Genomic DNA, 18,407 nt, shown 5'->3' on the forward strand with positions numbered 1-18,407 from the left:
CGGCTGGGCCGGCAAGCCCCTCGGCTTTACCGGCTGGAAGGTCGGTCGGGTCGCCGCGGGTCCGTGCCGGGCGCACGCCGTCCGGGGCCCCCGCTAGCCCCGGTCAGTCCTGGGGCGGTGGGCCCGAGGAGCCCCGGGGGGCCAGGGCCACCGGCAGGTCCGCGGTCTCCGGTGGCCGGCCCGCCAGGACGGCGAGCAGCGCCGCCATGCCCCGCTCGCCGATCCGCTCGGCCGGCAGCCGGACCGTCGTCAGCTCCGGCTCCACCGCCGTCGCCAGCGCCAGATCGTCGAAACCGGTCACCGAGACGTCCTCTGGTACCCGCAGTCCGAGCCGCCGCACCGCCTTGCAGGCGCCGGCGGCCTGGATGTCGTCGTCGCAGATCAGGGCCGTGGGCCGGGGGCCCGGGGCGGTCAGTGCCCGCTCGGCGGCCTCCAGGGCCGCGTGCACGTCCAGCGGAGCCCGTACGGTCCGCAGGGAGGCGCCCCGGAGCGACTCGGCCAGCGCCGCGGCCCGTACATCGAAGGTCCAGGAGGGTACCGCCGACGCCAGATGCACGAAGCGGCGGTGGCCCAGGCCGAGCAGATGCTCCGTCACCTGCCGCATCCCGTCGGCGATGTCGAGGTTCACATGGGCCGCGGCGGACTGGTCGGAGGGATCGCTGTCCAGCATCACCAGCGGAAGGTCGGTGCCGCGGAACGCCGTGAGGGCGTCGGTGGCCATCGAGGAGGCGATCACCCCGTCAAGCGCGGCCCGCGCGGAGGCGAAGGGGTCCTTCGCCGGACCGACGCCGGCGGGGGAGGGGTACAGCACCACGCCGAAGCCGTGCTGCGCGGCCACCGTGGCCGCGCCCGTGTAGACGCGGGCGAAGAACTCGTTGGTGAGCGCCGGCACGACCAGCAGCGCCGTCCTGGTCCGGCCGAGCCGCAGATTGCGGGCCGCCAGATTGGGCCGGTAGCCCAGCTCCCGGGCCGCCTCGCGGACGACCCCCGCAGTTCGCTCGGAGACCCGGCCGCGCCACTTGTCGGCCAGCACCAGGGACACGGTGGCCTGCGAGACCCCCGCGACGCGTGCGACATCCCGGCTGGTGGGGCGGGTCCCGCCGAGGGACTCCGGGGTCTGCACACATGCCTCCGCGATCGACGTCACCGCTCCGAGGGTGGACCCACGGGCTGCCGACATGGTACGTATGACTCCGGACGTTATACGTAAAACTTCGGTCGGGACGCCGGGGGAGAGGAGCCGGACATGGCCACCGAGGCCAAGGCAGCCAGGGGATATCTGGACATCCTGAAGGCGCCGCACGCCGCCCGGCTGCTCGCCGGGACCCTCGTCGGCCGGCTCCCCAACGGCACCGCGCCCATCGCCATCGTGCTCTTCACCCGCTCCGAGGGCGGCAGCTACAGCCTCGCCGGAGGCCTCGCCGCCGCCTACGGCATCGCCACCGCCGTCGGCCAGCCCCTGCTCGGCCGCGCCGTCGACCTGCGCGGCCAGCCCCGCGTCCAGTTCCCCGCCGCAGTCCTCTCCGCCCTGGGCATGGCACTGCTCGCGCTCATAGGCATCGAGCCGCTCCTCCTCGCCTACCTCGCCGTCACGGTCGCGGGGCTCTTCACCCCGCCCCTCGAAGGCGGTCTGCGCGCCCTGTGGCCGAGCGTCCTCGGACGAGAGGACCGGGTCCACCGCGCGTATGCGATGGACGCCGTGGCCCAGGAAGTCATGTTCACTGTCGGGCCGTTGCTGGTGACCCTGCTCGTCTCCCTCTGGTCCCCCGCCGCAGCGCTGCTCGTCATCAACGTCCTCGGCGTCCTCGGCGCCCTCTCCGTCGTCGTCAGCGAGCCTTCCCGCGCCTGGCGCTCCGCACCCCGAGAGGCCCATTGGCTCGGCGCGCTGCGCTCACCCGGACTCCTCGCCCTGCTCGGCTCGTTCTTCTTCGTCGGCCTCGCTCTCGGCTCCATCACCGTCGCCGGCGTCGCCTACGCCGACGACCACGGCCGCGAATCGGTCTACGGATGGCTGATGGCCGCCCTCGGGCTCGGCGCGCTCCTCGGCGGCGTCCTCTACGGCGCACGGCAGTGGGCGGGTGCCCCCGAGCGCCGACTGCGTGTCATCGTCGGTTTCCTCGCCCTGGGTTATCTGCCGCTGGCGCTGACCCCCGGCGTGCCCGCCATGACCGCGCTCGCCGCCGTCTCCGGCGTGTTCCTCGCCCCCGCCATCGCCTGTGCCTTCATCGTCGTCGACCGCCACGCCCCCAGCGGCACGGTCACCGAGGCGTTCTCCTGGCTGGTGACCACCTTCGGCGTGGGCGCCGCCGTCGGAACGGCCGCCGCCGGCCCGGCCGTAGAGCTCTGGGGGACGCCCGCCGGCTTCGCCGTCGCCGGCGCCGGCGGAATCGCCGCCCTGCTGGTCCTGATGGCGACCGGACGGGTCCTCGCAGTTCCCGGCCGTTCGGCGCGACACGCCGAGGTCATCACGAGCTCATCGGAAAATGATCGAAACGGTGCAGTCGAACCCGGTTTCAGCTCACGCCATCAGGCGTAATGTTCAGTCATGGACCGCCGCATTTTCGGGCTGGAGAACGAGTACGGCGTCACGTGCACGTTCAGGGGACAGCGCCGACTGTCACCTGACGAAGTGGCGCGCTACCTCTTCCGCCGTGTTGTGTCATGGGGCCGCAGCAGCAATGTCTTCCTGCGGAACGGCGCCCGCCTGTACCTCGACGTGGGATCGCATCCGGAATACGCAACACCCGAATGCGACAACGTGACCGAACTGGTCACCCACGACAAGGCAGGCGAGCGCATTCTCGAAGGCCTGCTCGTCGACGCCGAACGCCGCCTGCACGAGGAGGGAATCGCGGGCGACGTCTATCTCTTCAAGAACAACACCGACTCGGCGGGAAACTCCTACGGCTGCCACGAGAACTATCTCGTCGCCCGCCACGGAGAGTTCTCCCGGCTCGCGGACATCCTCATTCCGTTCCTCGTCACCCGGCAGCTGATCTGCGGCGCCGGAAAGGTGCTCCAGACGCCGCGCGGAGCCGTCTACTGCGTCAGTCAGCGCGCCGAGCACATCTGGGAGGGCGTCAGCTCCGCCACCACCCGTTCGCGTCCCATCATCAACACCCGCGACGAACCGCACGCGGACGCCGAGCGCTACCGCCGTCTGCATGTCATCGTCGGCGACTCGAACATGTCCGAGACGACGATGCTCCTCAAGGTCGGCGCCACCGACCTCGTCCTGCGCATGATCGAGGCCGGCACGGTGATGCGCGACCTGACCCTGGAGAACCCGATCCGGGCGATCCGCGAGGTCAGCCACGACATCACCGGCCAGCGCAAGGTCCGCCTCGCCAGCGGGCGCGAGGCGTCCGCGCTCGAGGTCCAGCGGGAGTACTACGAGAAGGCCGTGGACTTCGTCGACCGCCGGGGCATCCGCACCGGCACCGTCGCCCAGGTCCTCGAACTGTGGGGCCGCACCCTCGACGCCATCGAGGCCGAGGACCTCGACCGGATCGGTACCGAGATCGACTGGGTCATGAAGTACAAGCTCATCGAGCGGTACCGCGCCAAGAACAACATGACCATGTCGCACCCCAGGGTTGCGCAGATAGACCTCGCCTACCACGACATCCACCGTCGGCGGGGTCTGTACTACCTCCTGGAGCGCAAGGGCCAGGCCGCCAGGATCTGCAACGACCTGAAGATCTTCGAGGGCAAGTCGGTGCCCCCGCAGACCACCAGGGCGCGGCTGCGCGGCGACTTCATCCGCCGCGCACAGGAGCAGCGGCGGGACTTCACGGTCGACTGGGTGCACCTCAAGCTCAACGACCAGGCGCAGCGGACCGTGTTGTGCAAGGACCCCTTCCGGTCGGTCGACGACCGGGTGGAAAAGCTGATCGCCGGAATGTAGTACCGCGTTCCGGAACGCGACCCGGGCCCCGCACGTGCCTCGTGCGGGGCCCTCGGCGCGCCCCCAGGGGGTGTCCTGCCTACCGGGCCGGGCTCGCGTGCCCCGGCGCGCCCATCTGCCGTGCTGCGTTCGCCGCGCTCACTCCGCGTCTGCTCTTTGTCGAAGTCGCTGGAACCAGAGCTGTCGTCAGTCGTCAATGTCCCCGTAGCCCTTCGGGCACGGGAGGCGCCCCCACCGCGGTGGCTCCTTCCTCCGTCTCGCGGCCGCACGCACCGGACCCCGCTCATTGTTCCGGCCGGATAGGTCGGGCACCCCCTAGAGTGTCGGGCAACTACTGTGCCGTCTGAGATCTGAGGAACACGTGCGCCGACTTGCCGGCCTTCTCGTCGTCCCCTTGCTGCTGCTGTCGGCAGTGGCCTGTGGCGACGACAAGGGATCCGAATCCGCCTCGATGAAGAACGGGCTCCCCGCCATCACCGCGGGTGCCAAGTTCGGAGAGAAGCCCACCCTCGCCAAGGGTGAAGGCGACCCGCCCAAGGAACTCAAGGTCAATGTCATCAGTGAGGGCGGCGGCGCTGTCACGAAGAAGGGCGACGCCCTTCAGGTCAACTACCTGGGTCAGGCCTGGGACTCGGACAAGCCGTTCGACAACAGCTTCGACCGCAAGCAGCCGTTCGACCTGACGCTCGGCGCCGGTCAGGTCATCAAGGGCTGGGACCAGGGCCTGGAGGGCCAGAAGGTCGGCAGCCGCGTCGAGATCGGCATCCCGCCGGAGCTCGGCTACGGCGCGCAGGGCCAGGGCGACATCAAGCCCAACGCCACCCTCGTCTTCGTCGTGGACATCCTGAAGGCGACGACCATCCCCAAGTCCGCCGCGGGCACCCCGGTCGCCCAGGACAACATCGACCTGCCGAAGGTCGGCATCAACACGGACGGCAAGGCCCCCACGGTCACCGTCCCCAAGTCCGCCCCGCCGGCCAAGCTCGTCTCCACCTACGTCCTGGAGTCCAAGGGCGAGGTCGTCAAGGCCACCGACACGGTCGTCGTGAACTACGTCGCGCTGCTGTGGAAGGACGGAAAGAAGTTCGACTCCACCTTCGACACGGGCAAGACCGCGAACTTCCCGCTGGCGCAGGTCACGCTGAAGGGCCTCAAGAACGGCATCGTGGGCAAGAAGGTGGGCAGCCGCGTCCTCATCGTCGCGCCCCCGGCCGAGGCGTTCGGCGACAAGGAACAGCAGGGCATCCCGAAGAACTCCACCCTCGTCTTCGCCGTGGACATCCTGGCGAAGATGTAAGACTGTCCCGGTTGCCCAGTTCATCAGTTGAGGAGCAAGTTCAGTGAGCATCGAGAAGCCCGAGATCGACTTCCCGGGCGGCGAGCCCCCGGCCGACCTGGAGATCAAGGAGATCTGGGAGGGCGACGGCGAGGTCGCCGGGGCCGGTGACTTCGTCAAGGTCCACTACGTGGGCGTGGCCTTCTCCACGGGCGAGGAGTTCGACGCGTCCTGGAACCGTGGCACCCCGCTGGACTTTCAGCTCGGAGTCGGTCAGGTCATCCAGGGCTGGGACAAGGGCGTGCAGGGCATGAAGGTCGGCGGCCGCCGCCAGCTGATCATCCCCGCGCACCTCGCGTACGGCGACCGTGGCGCCGGTGGCGCCATCGCCCCCGGCGAGACGCTGATCTTCGTCTGCGACCTGGTGGGCGTTGCCAAGCGCTGATCATTTCTGATCGAAACGAGGGCCCGTGCCTGGCTGCGCGGGCCCTCCGCTTTTGCCACGACACCCCGGGGCGGTACGGTCATCGGGCGATAATGTGACTCCATCAGAAGAGGTGCAGGGCGTCGATGGCGATTGCCAAGGCCGAGCGGCTGATGAATCTGGCGCTGTGCCTGCTGGGAACCCGGCGCCCGCTGAGCAAGCGTGAGCTGCGCGGCTCCATCGAGGCCTACGTCGAGGCCTTCAGGCCCGGAGACGGCGCGGCCGGCAACGACGACTCCTTCAACCGGATGTTCGAGCGCGACAAGGATGATCTGCGCGAGCTCGGCCTGGTGATCGAGACCGTGGAGAACCTCGACGGCGACACCGGCTATCTCGCCCGCCGCGACTCCAACCGGCTGCCCCCCATCACCCTGGACGCCGAGGAGGCCGCCGCCCTCGGTCTCGCCGCCAAGGTCTGGCAGCAGGCGCGCCTCGCGGGAGCCGCCAGCGGCGCCCTGCAGAAGCTCCGCGCCGCGGGGATGCCCGAGGCGGAGGACACGTACGACGCCCAGCACAGCGCGCTGGAGCCCCGCATCCCGGTCCACGAGACCGCCTTCGAACCGCTGATGCTCGCCTGCCGGGACCGCCGCCCCGTCGTCTTCGACTACCGCAAGGCGAACGCCGCCCGCCCCGAGACCCGCCAGGTCGAGCCCTGGACCCTGGAGTGCTGGCGCGGCCACTGGTATCTGGCCGGCTGGGACCGCGACCGCGGCGCCGAGCGCGTCTTCCGCCTCTCCCGCATCACCGGCAAGGTCCGCTCCCGGGCCGGCGCCTTCACCGCCCCCGTACCCGACGTCTCGACCGTCCGCGAGACCGTCGAGAGCTGGGCGGGGGAGACCGCGACCCGCTCGGCGGTGATCAGGCTGCGCTCCGGCTGCGGCTACCCGCTGCGCGCCCGCGCCCTCGCCGTGCGGGAGCGCGAGGACGGCTGGGACGAGTTGGAGATTCCGTACGGACACGGCCTGGACGCCTGGCTCGTCGAGTTCGGCCCGGACGTCGTCGTACTGGAGCCCGCGGATCTGCGGGCCGATGTGGTGGACCGGCTGCGCGCCGTCGCCAAGGGTTGAGGGGACCGTACTAGCGATGGCCACGAACGCGATCGACCAGACCCGGCGGATGCTGTCACTGGTGACCTATCTGCGGGAGCGCCCGGGCGCGCACGTCTCCGACGTCGCCCGCGCCTTCGGGATCACCCAGGACGAGCTGATCTCCGACCTCGATGTCCTGCCCATGTGCGGGACGAGCTTCCGCGGCGGCGACCTCCTGGACATCGACACCGACGGCGACCGGATCTGGTGGCACAACCCCGACGATGTCGCCGAGCCGCTGCGGCTCGCCGCCGACGAGGCCACCGCCCTGCTCGTCGCCGCCCGCGCCGTCGCCACGCTCCCGGGGCTGCGCGAGGGCGACCGCGAAGCGCTGCTGCGCGCCACCGCCAAGCTGGAGACCGCGGCCGGCGAGGCGGCCGGCGCCAGTTCCCGGCTGTCGGTCACCTTCGAATCGGAGGGCGGGGTCTTCGCCGAGGTCGACCGGGCCATCTCCGAGCGCCGCCGCCTCTGGCTCCGCTATTACTCGCCCGCGCGCGACGAGCTCACCGAGCGCGAGGTCGACCCGATCCGGCTCTTCGCCGTCGGCCACACGTACATGGAGGCGTGGTGCCGGCTCTCGGAGGCCCGGCGTACCTTCCGTCTCGACCGGGTCGCCGAGATCCGGATCCTGGACGACCCGTCCGCGCCGCCGGAGATCGAGCTGCGTGATCTCTCCGAGGGGCTCGTCCAGCCGTCCGCCGATGACCCGGAGGTCGTGGTGGAGGTCGGGCCGGGCGGCCGCTGGGTCGCCGAGTACTACCCGCACGACAGCGCCGAGGAGCTGCCGGACGGCGGCCTGCGCATCACCCTGCGGACCCCCGCCCCGGCGTCGCTGCGGCGGCTGGCGCTGAGGCTGGGCCGGGACGGGCGGATCGTCTCCCCGCAGGACCTGGCGGACAGTGCCCAGCGGGCGGCGGCCGAGGCCCTCGCCGCGTACGACGCGCAGGAGTGAGCGGTCCGGCCGCGAAGGTCCGGGTCGTTCCGCCGGCGGACCTGACGGAGACGGCCGGGCAGAGCACGGAGTCGACCGAGCAGACGAAGGTGAGAAAGTTGAGGGAAATGTCCGTGATGCACGGAATCTCCGCTTCCATGGCGCCGGTCCTCTTCAAGGCCGCCTGCCCCGACTGCCGTTCCCGCATCGAACTCTCCGCAGGCGCCCTGCGCCTCGCGATCGGCGGCAGCAGCCGCACCACCTTCTACTCCTTCACCTGCCCCGAGTGCGGCAGCGCCGTCCGCAAGCCGGCGGGCGAACGCATCATCGAACTCCTCACCGGCGGCGGAGTGCGCACCCTGCGCCTCCACTCCACCTCCACCGCCTGACCGCCCCGGCACCGTCTAGGCTCAGCGCATGTTCTGGCCCATGCTCGCCATCGCCCTGGGATTCCTCGGGATCGCCGTTCTCGGCATCCTCGGCATCAAGGTCTTCGTCGAGGCCCAGCGCCTCGGCCGCCAAGTGGCCCACACCACAGAGCGGATCACCCGCGCCGCCGAGGATCTGGAGCGCGCGGCCACCGATCTGAGCCGTACCGGCGAGGCCCTGCGCTAGCGGGCTCGGTCTCCTTCTCGACAGACCCGAGGGGTACGCTGCTGATCGCGGCGCAGGTGATGAGGCGCCGGCCGCAACGGGAGTATGCGCGGGGATTGCCGTGCGTTTACCCATGCGCGTTACGATCGCTGAAGGTCGGGGTTCGGACACCAGTCCGTGCGACGGCCACCAGCCCAGCCCCATGCCGCCTCGGTGAGAAGGTAGACACACTTATGTTCCGACAGATCGGTCCCACCGAGATCATTCTGATCCTCCTCGTCGTCGTCCTCCTGTTCGGCGCCAAGAAGCTTCCGGAGATGGCCCGTTCGCTGGGCAAGTCCGCCCGCATCCTGAAGAGCGAGGCGAAGGCGATGAAGTCGGAGGGTCAGCAGACCGCCCCCACCGACCCGCCGGCCGAGCAGCCCGCGGCGCCGCGCACCATCAAGGCCGCGCCCGGCGACGTGACCAGCGCCCGCCCCGTCACGGAGCCGACCGACACCACCCCCCAGCGCTGACCCCAAGGCCGCCCGTCGCGGCCTGCCGCACGAGATGAGGACGTGGGTTGCTCAAGCCTGCCCGCAGCAAGAAGGAGAAGGACCCCGAGGGGCGGATGCCGCTCTCGGACCATCTGCGTGAGCTTCGCAACCGGCTCGCGAAGGCGATGCTGGCGATCACGATCGCGTCGATCGCCGCCGCGTTCTACAGCCAGGAGCTGATGGACTTCCTCTCCTCGCCCGTGCCGAAGTGCCCGCCCGGCACAGGCATCGCGGACAACACCGGCGGCCGGTGTGTGATCATCGCGTACCAGACGATGCTGTCCCCGTTCACCTCCACCATCAAGGTGATCATGCTGGCGGGCGTCATCGCCTCCTGCCCGGTCTGGCTCTACCAGCTGTGGGCGTTCGTCGCGCCGGGACTTCACAAGAGCGAGAAGAAGTACACGTACTACTTCGCCAGCGTCGCCGTGCCGCTCTTCGCCACCGGCGCCTACATCGCCTACCTGATCATGCCGGTCAGCGTGAAGGTCCTCATCAGCATCACCCCCGACGTCGCGTCGAACTTCCTCTCCCTCGACGACGTCCTGGACTTCACCACCAGGATGGTGCTGATCTTCGGCCTCGCCTTCGAGCTGCCGCTGCTTCTGATCATGCTCAACTTCGCGGGCATCGTCACCGGCAGGCGGATGGCCGGATGGTGGCGCGGAGTGATCATGGGCATCTTCGTCTTCGGTGCCGTCGCCACGCCCTCGACCGACCCGCTCGGCATGATCGCCCTGTCCGGACCGATCATCGTCCTGTACTTCATCGCCGTCGGGATCTCGATCCTCAACGACAAGCGCCGCCGCAGGAACGACCTGGACGCGGAGCTCGACGACGGCGAGGCGTCCGACCTCGACCTCACCCCGTCGGCCATCGGCGAGGTCGAGCCCGTGCCCTCCGTCCGCGCCCTGCCCGAGCAGGCCGGTGGCGAGGCGGACGGCGGAAGGTCCCCCCGTATCAACGGTTACGACGACATCACCTGACCTTGTAAGGTCCGGAAGGGTGACCAGCGAGATCACCCTCTTCGTCAATCCCACCGCGGGACGCGGCCGGGGCGCGCACGCCGCGCAGCCGGCCGCTCGTGCGCTCCGGGACGCCGGATACTCCGTACGCACCGTCCTCGGAACCGACACCGAGGACGCTTTGCGCCGCGCACGCGAAGCCGTCGACGGCGGCACCGGCGCCCTGATCGCCGTCGGCGGCGACGGACTGGTCTCCCTCGCCCTGCAGGCGGTCGCCGGCACGCTCACCCCCCTCGGCGTCGTCGCCGTCGGTACGGGCAACGACTTCGCCCGCGCCCTCGGGCTGCCCGTCCGCGCCCCCGCCGAAGCGGGGAGACTCGCCGCTGAGTCCCTCAAGGGCGGACGGATGCGCGACATCGACCTGGGAAGGGTCGGCGACCGCTGGTTCGGGACCGTCCTCGCCTCCGGCTTCGACTCACGCGTCAACGACCGCGGCAACCGGATGCGCCGCCCCAGCGGCCGCCTCAAGTACGACCTCGCCATGATCGCCGAGCTCGCCGCCTTCCGGTCCATCCCTTACCGGATCACCCTCGACGACGGACCCGAACTGGAGATCGAAGCGACGCTCGTCGCCGTCGGCAACGGCAGCTCCTACGGCGGTGGCATGCGCATCTGTGCCGACGCCTCGCTCGACGACGGGCTCTTCGACATCACCGTCGTCGGCGACTGCTCACGCGCCACCCTGCTCAAGGTCTTTCCTCGCGTCTACCGGGGGACCCACCTCAGCCACCCCAAGGTCACCGTCCACCGGGCCGCCCGCATCACCCTCGAGGCGCCCGGCGTCACCGGATACGCCGACGGCGAGCCCCTCGGAGCCCTGCCGCTCACCGCCACCTGCGTCCCCGCAGCCGCTCGCGTCCTGGTCGCCTGAGCCACCCGCGAGCGGTATCACCATCGGACATTAAAGATCGCGCTCAGTGTCAGAGGCGGCGGGTAGGCTCGACAACAAGATGACAGAGGACCTCACACCAGCCGAAGCGTACGCAGCTGCCCGGATCCGCGCCGCCGAGCAGGCCTCCGCGCTGGCACCCTTCCGAGAGATGTACGACTTCGATCTGGACCCCTTCCAGATCGAGGCATGCAAAGCCCTCGAAACGGGCAAGGGCGTGCTCGTCGCCGCCCCCACCGGTTCCGGCAAGACCATCGTCGGCGAATTCGCCGTCCACCTCGCCCTCCTCCAGGGGCGGAAGTGCTTCTACACCACGCCCATCAAGGCGCTGTCCAACCAGAAGTACTCCGACCTGGTCAAGCGCTACGGCCCGGAGAAGGTCGGCCTCCTCACCGGCGACAACAGTGTCAACGGCGACGCACCCATCATCGTCATGACCACCGAGGTCCTCCGCAACATGCTGTACGCGGGGTCCCAGGCCCTCAGCGGCCTCGGCCATGTCGTGATGGACGAGGTCCACTACCTCTCGGACCGCTTCCGCGGCGCCGTCTGGGAGGAAGTGATCATCCACCTCCCGGAGTCGGTGACCCTTGTGTCGCTCTCCGCGACCGTGTCCAACGCCGAGGAGTTCGGCGACTGGCTCGACACCGTCCGCGGCGACACCGAGGTGATCGTCTCCGAGTCCCGGCCCGTGCCCCTGTGGCAGCACGTCCTCGCCGGACGCCGGATGTACGACCTCTTCGAGGAGGAGACCGACCACGGCGGCCGCGGAGCCACCCGACGGGAGGTCAACCCCGACCTCGTCCGCCTCGCCCGCAGCGAGAACCAGCGCACGTACAACCCGCGCGAACGCCGCCGGGGCAAGATGGTCCGCGAGGCCGACCGCGAGCGCGAGCGCCGCCAGCGCTCCCGGATCTGGACGCCCGGCCGGCCCGAGGTCATCGAACGGCTCGACGCCGAAGGCCTCCTGCCCGCCATCACCTTCATCTTCAGCCGCGCCGGCTGCGAGGCCGCCGTACAGCAGTGTCTGTACGCCGGACTGCGCCTCAACGACGACGAAGCACGCCAGAAGGTCCGAGAGATCGTCGAGGCGCGCACGGCGACCATCCCCGGCGAGGACCTCAACGTCCTCGGCTACTACGAATGGCTCGAAGGCCTCGAGCGAGGCATCGCCGCACACCACGCCGGCATGCTTCCGACCTTCAAGGAAGTCGTCGAGGAACTCTTCGTCCGCGGACTCGTCAAGGCCGTCTTCGCGACCGAGACGCTCGCCCTCGGCATCAACATGCCCGCCCGTTCCGTCGTGCTCGAAAAGCTCGTCAAATGGAACGGCGAACAGCACGCCGACATCACCCCCGGCGAATACACCCAGCTCACCGGCCGGGCCGGACGCCGGGGTATCGACGTCGAAGGTCACGCCGTCGTCCTCTGGCAGCGCGGCCTCGACCCCGGCCAGCTCGCCGGACTCGCAGGCACCCGCACCTATCCGCTGCGCTCCAGCTTCAAGCCGTCTTACAACATGGCCGTCAACCTGGTCGACCAGTTCGGACGCCACCGCTCCCGCGAACTGCTGGAAACGTCCTTCGCGCAGTTCCAGGCCGACAAGTCCGTCGTCGGCATCTCCCGCCAGGTCCAGCGCAACGAAGAAGGCCTCGACGGCTATCGGGAGGGCATGACCTGCCACCTCGGCGATTTCGAGGAGTACGCGCGCCTCCGCCGCGAACTCAAGGACCGCGAGACCGAACTGGCCAAGCAGGGCGCCGCCCAGCGCCGCGCCGCCGCCGCGAGCTCGCTGGAGAAGCTCAAGCCGGGCGACGTCATCCACGTCCCCACCGGCAAGTTCGCCGGACTCGCACTGGTCCTGGACCCCGGCATCCCGGCCGGCCGCACCAACGGCCACCGGGGCTTCGAGCAGCACGACGGGCCGCGCCCGCTCGTGCTCACCGCCGAACGGCAGGTCAAGCGGCTCGCGTCGATCGACTTCCCCGTGCCCGTCGAAGCGCTGGAGCGGATGCGGATCCCGAAGTCGTTCAACGCGCGCTCGCCCCAGTCCCGTCGGGACCTGGCCTCTGCCCTGCGCAGCAAGGCCGGACACATCGAGCCCGAGCGGCACCGCAGGCAGCGCGCTGCGGCCGCCGACGACCGAGAGATCTCGCGCCTGCGCACCGAGATCCGCGCTCACCCCTGTCACGGCTGTGACGAGCGCGAGGACCACGCGCGCTGGGCCGAGCGCTACCACCGCCTCCAGCGCGACACCCGCCAGCTGGAGCGGCGCATCGAGGGCCGGACCAACACCATCGCCCGCACCTTCGACCGGATCGTCGCGCTTCTCACCGAACTGGACTACCTGCGCGCCGACTCCGTCACCGAACACGGCAAGCGGCTGGCAAGGCTCTACGGCGAACTCGATCTCCTCGCCAGCGAGTGCCTCCGCGACCGGGTGTGGGAAGGCCTCAATCCCGCCGAACTCGCCGCCTGTGTCTCCGCGCTGGTCTATGAAGCACGCCAGTCCGACGACGCCGTCGCACCCAAGCTCCCCACCGGGGCCGCGAAGGCCGCGCTCGGCGAAATGGTCCGCATCTGGGGTCGTCTGGACGCGCTCGAGGAAGAGTTCAAGATCAACCAGGCGGAGGGCGTCGGACAGCGCGAGCCCGACCTCGGATTCGCCTGGGCCGCCCACCAGTGGGCATCCGGCCGAGGCCTCGACGAAGTACTGCGCGAAGCGGAAATGCCCGCCGGTGACTTCGTGCGCTGGTGCAAGCAGGTCATCGATGTACTGGGCCAGATCGCCGCGGCCGCGCCGCGCGACAACAGCACCGTCGCGAAGAACGCGCGGAAGGCCGTCGAGGGGCTGCTCAGAGGCGTCGTGGCCTACAGCTCCGTCGGCTGACGGCCCTACGGGCCGACACGGAATGGGGCCTCGCGGTGCCACCGCGAGGCCCTTTCGTGTACCTTCGCACGCCTCGCGGTGCGCCACCGCGGCGCCCCCGGACGGCCGAGGTGGCGGCGCGCATCAGTGAACCGTTGCCCGCCGCCTGTCCGTTGGTCTGGAAGTGGAGGGCTGCCGCGACGTCCCACGGGTCGCCGCCCGTGGCCTCGCCGGGGTCCCAGCCCCCGCCCCCGCACATCTCGCCCACGCCGTCGGGGAAGCGCCCCTTCGGCCGGGGCGCCCCGGAGGCGAACCGAGCCGCACAAGGTGCGTCGCCGACGGCGGAGCCTATGACTGCTCCCGCGGTGCGGCAGGGGCGGGCGTTGTTCATTGGATCAGGGTAGGGGGCGCGGCGGCTCGGTCGGCGCTGGTGGACGAGCGGGTCCTCGCGGCACGCAGTACGAGGAAGACCAGCAGTCCGAACGGGGACAGCAGAATCGTCAGGACCAGCAACGGCCCCATCACGAGCGGCGATATCCCAAGTTTGCGGGACTGCAGGAACATCCACTGGCCGAGCAGCAGGTCCCAGGCGATGACCTGGGCCCAGATGGCCCCCGCGCCGTTCGCGAGGTCGGTGAAGTCCCGGAAGACGTCGAGACCGGGGCTGCTGACCGCCGCCCACAGCTCCGTGAAGACGGGAAGCGCCAGGACCAGATAGACCGTCAGGATCGGTACGACGGTCAGCGGTGACGCGGCGACGCGCAGAGTGTGCCGCCACCCGGGAGCGAAGATCATCAGCAGCCAGACGGGGGCCGCCAGCCAGAAGGTGAGGGAGAAGAGGAAGCCGGTCACGCGGCGAACTCCTTGACGTTCAGGGGTGCGGACGGCGCGCGTACCGGTGTGCGCAGTGCCACGAGGAGCCCCACCGCGCTGCCGACGAGGATGACCGCGGCGGCGGTGAGCGTCGCGGCGTCCGGCCGGGTCAGCGCCTGCCCGCGCAGGGCCTGCCAGGTGACCAGGGCGAACAGCGCCGCGTAGGCCCCCGATCCGACCAGGACGAGGCGCAGCCTGACCCGCTCGTCGCACAGCCGGAGGAAGCGTGGCGCGAGGGCGGCCACGATCAGGAGGATCAGCGGGAGGAGCTGAAGGGCGTGCATGCCGACGAAATGCGGGATGCGCAGGTCGCCGCCGGTGGACGACCAGCCCGTGAGGGGCATGGACGGCCCGCCGTCCGCCACGCCGATGCTGTGCGCGCCGACGATCGGGGCCTCTTCGCCCTTGGCGATAGCGCGCTGCTCCGGCGTCGGCTGTGTCATCAGGAAACCGATTCCGGCGCCGGCGAGGGCGATGACGGCGCCCAGGCGGACGGCCCAGGCCGCCGCACGGTCCGCGATCCGGGCGCGGAACAGCAGGATCGCGATGGCCAGCGCGCCGCTCCACAGGATGACCACGGTGATCCCCATGGCGGCGAACACCCGCTCGTCGAAGGGCGTCGCGACGTTGAAGTGGCTGCGCTTGCCCCGGATCACCTGGCCGGTGATCAGCACCATCTCGATCATTCCGGCCACCGCGACGACCGTGCCGGCCCACCAGCCGACCCTGCGGCCGCGGGTGAGCAGGGAGAGCATCCAGGCGAGCGACAGCGCGTAGGCCAGGAACGAGACCGAGAACTTGAAGGGCTTGGACCAGATCGGGGCGCCGGTCAGGACGCGGTCGTCGATGACGAGGCCGACGGCCGACACCAGGGTCGAGAGAACCATGGCCGCGGCGAACCAGACGAGTGGCCGGTGCAAGCCGGCAAGCTGGCTTAAGGGGCGCGATGCGGACAAGGACTGGGACATGAAGGACCCCCGTGAAGAATAGATAGTGACGCTTTCCGCTATCTGATAGTGGAACTATCTATGATGGAGGCCGGATTGGCAAGGCTGGAAAGGTGAACGCAGCGTGCGCATTGGCGAGTTGAGCCGGAGGGCCGGAGTCCCCATCCCGACGATCAAGTACTACGTACGGGAAGGGCTGCTGCCGCCCGGGCAGTTGACGAGCCCGAACCAGGCTTCGTACGACGCCGTCCATGAGCGCAGACTGAAGCTGATCCGGGCGCTGCTCGAGGTCGGTGGCCTCTCCGTCGCCGGGATCCGCGCCGTGCTCGCGGCCGTCGACGACGAGGACCGTCCGGTGCACAAGGTCCTGGGCGCGGTGGCCGAACGGGTCGTTCCCCGCTACACCGACGAGCCGGGGGAGGGGATTCTGGGCGCCCGTGAGACGGTCGCCGAGCTCGTCGCGCGGCGCGGTTGGAACGCCTCGCCGGACGGTGCGGCCGGCGAGGCCCTCGCGGTCGCGCTCGCCGCGCTCGCCGATGTGGGGCACGGCGCCTTCGAGGAGGTGCTCGACGCGTACGCCGAAGCGGCGGAGCGGGTGGCGGCGGAGGACCTCGCCTACGTCGGCCGCCACGCCGTCCGCGAAAGCCTGGTGGAGAGCGTGGTGATCGGCACGGTGCTGGGCGACGCCATGTTCGCCGCGCTGCGGCGGCTCGCGCATATCGACGCGTCCTCGCGCCTGTACGGAAACCGGACCACCCACGAAACGGGCGGGCCGGCCGGTCCGGACGCGGACGGGACCCCGACCTGACGACGGGCCCCCAACAGCACCCCGATCTGACGACGGCCCCCCGACAGCTCCCCGGCCCGACGATGCGCCCGTACCCGCACAGCTCCCCGGCCTGACGACGGGCCCGTATCCGCACGGCATCCCGACTGGCGACTGCTGCTCGTACACGCATGAACCCCCGCCCGACGTTCGTCGGGCGGGGGTTCATGCGTTGCTCGACCAGGAGGTGAGGCCGCGCGGTACGGCTTCGGGGCCGTCCTCAGCCGCTCGCCTCCACCTGTTCCTCCACCTGCTCCTGCTCCCTCTCCACCTGCTCGTTCCACTGGCGCTTCACCGCGCGCCACGCCTCGTCCGACTGGCCGAGGCGCCAGTAGCCCGAGATCGACAGCCGCTCCCGCGCCACTCCGCGCTCCAGGCGCAGATGACGGCGCAGCTCCTTCACGAAGCCGGCCTCGCCATGGACGAACGCGTGGACGTCACCGGCGGGGAAGTCCAGCTCCTTCACAGCGGCCACCAGGGCCTCGCCCGTCGGCCGGCCGCCCCGGTGGAGCCAGGTCACCGTGACCCCCTCCGCCGTGGCGAGCTTGTGCTCCTCCTCCTGACCCGCGACTTCCACGAACGCATGGACCACGGCGCCCTCGGGCAGTTGCTCCAGCGCGACGGCGATCGCGGGCAGCGCGCTCTCGTCACCGGCCAGAAGGTGCCAGTCCGCCGCTGGGTCCGGGGCGTAACCGCCGCCCGGGCCGAGGAAGTGGATGGTCTCGCCCGGCCGGGCGCGCGCCGCCCACGGGCCGGCGAGCCCCTCGTCCCCGTGGACGACGAAGTCGACCGTCAGCTCCCGGTGCACCGGGTCCCAGGCCCGTACCGTGTACGTGCGGGTGCTCGGCCACTGCTCGCGCGGGAACTCCTCGCGGATCCGCGCCATGTCGAACGGCACCGGGTAGGTGACGCCTCGGGCCGGGAAAAGCAGCTTGATGTAGTGGTCGGTGAACTCGCCCGGGCCGAAACCGTCCAGCTCACCGCCCAGCACGACACGCACCATGTGCGGGGTGATCCGCTCCGTCCGCACCACGCGGGCCTCGTGGGCCTGCGGTGTCTTGCGAGCCGTCTGCTCTTCTGCCACGGCGCTTCTCCCCTGGTTTCGGTCACTTAGGCATGCCTAAGTTAACACTTCGCAGGGCGGCGGAGAGCCTCATCAGTACTTGTTTCCGATCCCGTGATTTGGCTGCTCTGACGGCCTAATCTGGTGGGTGTCTGCTGCCGCTGGCAGGGGTGCTGAGCGTCGGTGCCGGGGGTGTGATGAGGTTCTGGCTCCGAGGTCCGGTCCGGGTGTGGTGTTCTGCTCGTCGGCTTGTCGTTCCAGGTCATGGCGTCGCCAGCAGAGGTCGCGTAAGCGGCTGGCGGCGGTGCGGGACGGGGCCGGCGTGGTGGAGTGCACCGTCTGCGGGATGCGGTGGATCGCCGGGTTGGACCGGCGGTCGAACGCCGTGTACTGCTCGGGGCGGTGCAAAGTGAGGGCCTGGAGGGACCGGAACGAATCGTTCGGCGAACGGTCACGGTAACCGCAGGGCGAACGCCCATCCGGTCATGGTATGTCCAATTCCGTTCAGTTTACCGTGGTTTATTGCGATCAACGGTTTTCCGGTCTGACGCTGTGAGGGCGGCGGACCGCTTTCCGTCACGGTCCTTGGAGCCGCGCCCGGTCCGCTCGGCGTGGTGAAAGCCAATGCCCGAACATCACATCGAGGTCGGAAGCGTCAGCCAACAGCGATACGAGCAGATCGTCGCTGAGCTGCGTGAAGTGGCCGAGCAGCAGTCCCGGGGGTCGTTCGTCATCGGGGACCGTTCCTTGGAGATCGAGCCGGTACGTGAGCACGGTGGCCGGACCGCGGGCGAGCGGGTTCCGGTCGTCCGTGACTCGCTGACCAGGCTGGCGGCGGACATTGGGTTGTCCTTCAGTACGGTGGCTGCCGCCAGGTGGACCGCTTCGCGGTGGCCGAAGGAGCACCGCCAGCCCGACGTCTCCTTCAGGGTCCACCGCATCCTGGCCCGGATCGAGGACGAGGAAGAACGGTTCTTGACGATCCGCAACCCGCCTAAGGGCAAGACCCGCTGGTCGGTCGACGACGCCAGCCGCCGGGTCGGCCCCTCCACCCTCGTCAAAGCTGCCTGAACTCAACCTCTTCACCTCAGCCATCGGC

The 18,407-nt window shown here is 70.1% G+C and carries 18 protein-coding genes; 14 read left to right on the plus strand and 4 right to left on the minus strand.

The annotated features are described in order from the left end of the window. Positions 1 to 103 precede the first annotated feature (103 nt). A complete protein-coding gene (locus ACZ7J0_RS26650) occupies positions 104 to 1,123 on the minus strand; it encodes a LacI family DNA-binding transcriptional regulator (protein ID WP_470891652.1) in 1,020 nt (339 codons plus the stop codon). A 123-nt stretch (positions 1,124 to 1,246) separates the two neighbouring features. On the opposite strand from ACZ7J0_RS26650, the gene ACZ7J0_RS26655 reads away from it, so the two are divergent. From ACZ7J0_RS26655 to ACZ7J0_RS26710, 12 genes are all read left to right on the plus strand, one after another. Beyond that, positions 1,247 to 2,536 (plus strand): MFS transporter, encoded by a 1,290-nt coding sequence (locus tag ACZ7J0_RS26655; protein ID WP_470891450.1) that lies wholly within the window; start codon positions 1,247 to 1,249, stop codon positions 2,534 to 2,536. Positions 2,537 to 2,545: 9 nt separating this feature from the next. Next, entirely contained in the window at positions 2,546 to 3,907 is a 1,362-nt protein-coding gene (gene pafA / locus ACZ7J0_RS26660; RefSeq protein WP_147990651.1) for a Pup--protein ligase, read from the plus strand. A 361-nt stretch (positions 3,908 to 4,268) separates the two neighbouring features. Beyond that, positions 4,269 to 5,204, plus strand: coding sequence for an FKBP-type peptidyl-prolyl cis-trans isomerase (locus ACZ7J0_RS26665; protein WP_470891452.1), 936 nt, complete (start codon positions 4,269 to 4,271; stop codon positions 5,202 to 5,204). A gap of 43 nt (positions 5,205 to 5,247) precedes the next feature. Beyond that, on the plus strand, positions 5,248 to 5,628 hold the full coding sequence (locus tag ACZ7J0_RS26670) for an FKBP-type peptidyl-prolyl cis-trans isomerase (protein WP_468709439.1): 381 nt from the start codon (positions 5,248 to 5,250) through the stop codon (positions 5,626 to 5,628). Positions 5,629 to 5,753: 125 nt separating this feature from the next. Then, positions 5,754 to 6,734: a helix-turn-helix transcriptional regulator gene (locus tag ACZ7J0_RS26675; protein WP_468709437.1), complete on the plus strand. Its 981-nt coding sequence runs from the start codon at positions 5,754 to 5,756 to the stop codon at positions 6,732 to 6,734. Between the two features lie 16 nt (positions 6,735 to 6,750). Further along, positions 6,751 to 7,707 (plus strand): helix-turn-helix transcriptional regulator, encoded by a 957-nt coding sequence (locus ACZ7J0_RS26680; protein WP_470891454.1) that lies wholly within the window; start codon positions 6,751 to 6,753, stop codon positions 7,705 to 7,707. A 107-nt stretch (positions 7,708 to 7,814) separates the two neighbouring features. After that, positions 7,815 to 8,075: a hypothetical protein gene (locus tag ACZ7J0_RS26685; RefSeq protein WP_468709735.1), complete on the plus strand. Its 261-nt coding sequence runs from the start codon at positions 7,815 to 7,817 to the stop codon at positions 8,073 to 8,075. A 28-nt stretch (positions 8,076 to 8,103) separates the two neighbouring features. Then, entirely contained in the window at positions 8,104 to 8,301 is a 198-nt protein-coding gene (locus ACZ7J0_RS26690; RefSeq protein ID WP_468709435.1) for a hypothetical protein, read from the plus strand. 212 nt (positions 8,302 to 8,513) lie between these two features. Continuing rightward, positions 8,514 to 8,795, plus strand: a complete 282-nt coding sequence (gene tatA, locus ACZ7J0_RS26695; RefSeq protein WP_468709434.1) for a Sec-independent protein translocase subunit TatA — start codon at positions 8,514 to 8,516, stop codon at positions 8,793 to 8,795. Positions 8,796 to 8,890: 95 nt separating this feature from the next. Further along, on the plus strand, positions 8,891 to 9,802 hold the full coding sequence (tatC, locus tag ACZ7J0_RS26700; RefSeq protein WP_470891654.1) for a twin-arginine translocase subunit TatC: 912 nt from the start codon (positions 8,891 to 8,893) through the stop codon (positions 9,800 to 9,802). A gap of 19 nt (positions 9,803 to 9,821) precedes the next feature. Next, positions 9,822 to 10,712: a diacylglycerol kinase gene (locus ACZ7J0_RS26705; RefSeq protein WP_470891456.1), complete on the plus strand. Its 891-nt coding sequence runs from the start codon at positions 9,822 to 9,824 to the stop codon at positions 10,710 to 10,712. Positions 10,713 to 10,791: 79 nt separating this feature from the next. Then, entirely contained in the window at positions 10,792 to 13,620 is a 2,829-nt protein-coding gene (locus tag ACZ7J0_RS26710) for a DEAD/DEAH box helicase (RefSeq protein WP_470891458.1), read from the plus strand. A 366-nt stretch (positions 13,621 to 13,986) separates the two neighbouring features. Here ACZ7J0_RS26710 and ACZ7J0_RS26715 read toward each other — a convergent pair whose 3' ends face one another. Together ACZ7J0_RS26715 and ACZ7J0_RS26720 are read right to left on the minus strand one after the other, a co-directional pair. Next, complete coding sequence (locus ACZ7J0_RS26715) at positions 13,987 to 14,451, minus strand: ABA4-like family protein (protein WP_470891460.1); 465 nt, start codon at positions 14,449 to 14,451, stop codon at positions 13,987 to 13,989. Then, complete coding sequence (locus ACZ7J0_RS26720) at positions 14,448 to 15,359, minus strand: hypothetical protein (RefSeq protein WP_470891656.1); 912 nt, start codon at positions 15,357 to 15,359, stop codon at positions 14,448 to 14,450. The genes ACZ7J0_RS26715 and ACZ7J0_RS26720 overlap by 4 nt, the downstream gene beginning before the upstream one ends. Before the next feature lie 184 nt (positions 15,360 to 15,543). On the opposite strand from ACZ7J0_RS26720, the gene ACZ7J0_RS26725 reads away from it, so the two are divergent. Beyond that, positions 15,544 to 16,227 carry a MerR family transcriptional regulator gene (locus ACZ7J0_RS26725; RefSeq protein ID WP_470891462.1) on the plus strand — a complete coding sequence of 228 codons (684 nt, stop codon included), beginning with the start codon at positions 15,544 to 15,546 and terminating at the stop codon, positions 16,225 to 16,227. A 238-nt stretch (positions 16,228 to 16,465) separates the two neighbouring features. Here ACZ7J0_RS26725 and ACZ7J0_RS26730 read toward each other — a convergent pair whose 3' ends face one another. After that, complete coding sequence (locus ACZ7J0_RS26730; protein ID WP_470891464.1) at positions 16,466 to 17,329, minus strand: siderophore-interacting protein; 864 nt, start codon at positions 17,327 to 17,329, stop codon at positions 16,466 to 16,468. 603 nt (positions 17,330 to 17,932) lie between these two features. Here ACZ7J0_RS26730 and ACZ7J0_RS26735 point away from each other — a divergent pair. Beyond that, positions 17,933 to 18,379, plus strand: a complete 447-nt coding sequence (locus ACZ7J0_RS26735) for a DUF6192 family protein (protein WP_470891466.1) — start codon at positions 17,933 to 17,935, stop codon at positions 18,377 to 18,379. The last annotated feature ends 28 nt before the right edge of the window (positions 18,380 to 18,407 follow it).

Source organism: Streptomyces sp. NPDC038280 (genome assembly GCF_055600045.1).

Coding starts and splice junctions, on each gene's coding strand:
- ACZ7J0_RS26675 (WP_468709437.1), top strand. CDS start 5,754: ATGGCGATTGCCAAGGCCGAGCGGCTGATGAATCTGGCGCTGTGCCTG.
- ACZ7J0_RS26735 (WP_470891466.1), top strand. CDS start 17,933: ATGCCCGAACATCACATCGAGGTCGGAAGCGTCAGCCAACAGCGATAC.
- ACZ7J0_RS26710 (WP_470891458.1), top strand. CDS start 10,792: ATGACAGAGGACCTCACACCAGCCGAAGCGTACGCAGCTGCCCGGATC.
- ACZ7J0_RS26690 (WP_468709435.1), top strand. CDS start 8,104: ATGTTCTGGCCCATGCTCGCCATCGCCCTGGGATTCCTCGGGATCGCC.
- pafA (WP_147990651.1), top strand. CDS start 2,546: ATGGACCGCCGCATTTTCGGGCTGGAGAACGAGTACGGCGTCACGTGC.
- tatC (WP_470891654.1), top strand. CDS start 8,891: ATGCCGCTCTCGGACCATCTGCGTGAGCTTCGCAACCGGCTCGCGAAG.
- ACZ7J0_RS26655 (WP_470891450.1), top strand. CDS start 1,247: ATGGCCACCGAGGCCAAGGCAGCCAGGGGATATCTGGACATCCTGAAG.
- ACZ7J0_RS26680 (WP_470891454.1), top strand. CDS start 6,751: ATGGCCACGAACGCGATCGACCAGACCCGGCGGATGCTGTCACTGGTG.
- ACZ7J0_RS26720 (WP_470891656.1), bottom strand. CDS start 15,359: ATGGTTCTCTCGACCCTGGTGTCGGCCGTCGGCCTCGTCATCGACGAC.
- tatA (WP_468709434.1), top strand. CDS start 8,514: ATGTTCCGACAGATCGGTCCCACCGAGATCATTCTGATCCTCCTCGTC.
- ACZ7J0_RS26685 (WP_468709735.1), top strand. CDS start 7,815: ATGTCCGTGATGCACGGAATCTCCGCTTCCATGGCGCCGGTCCTCTTC.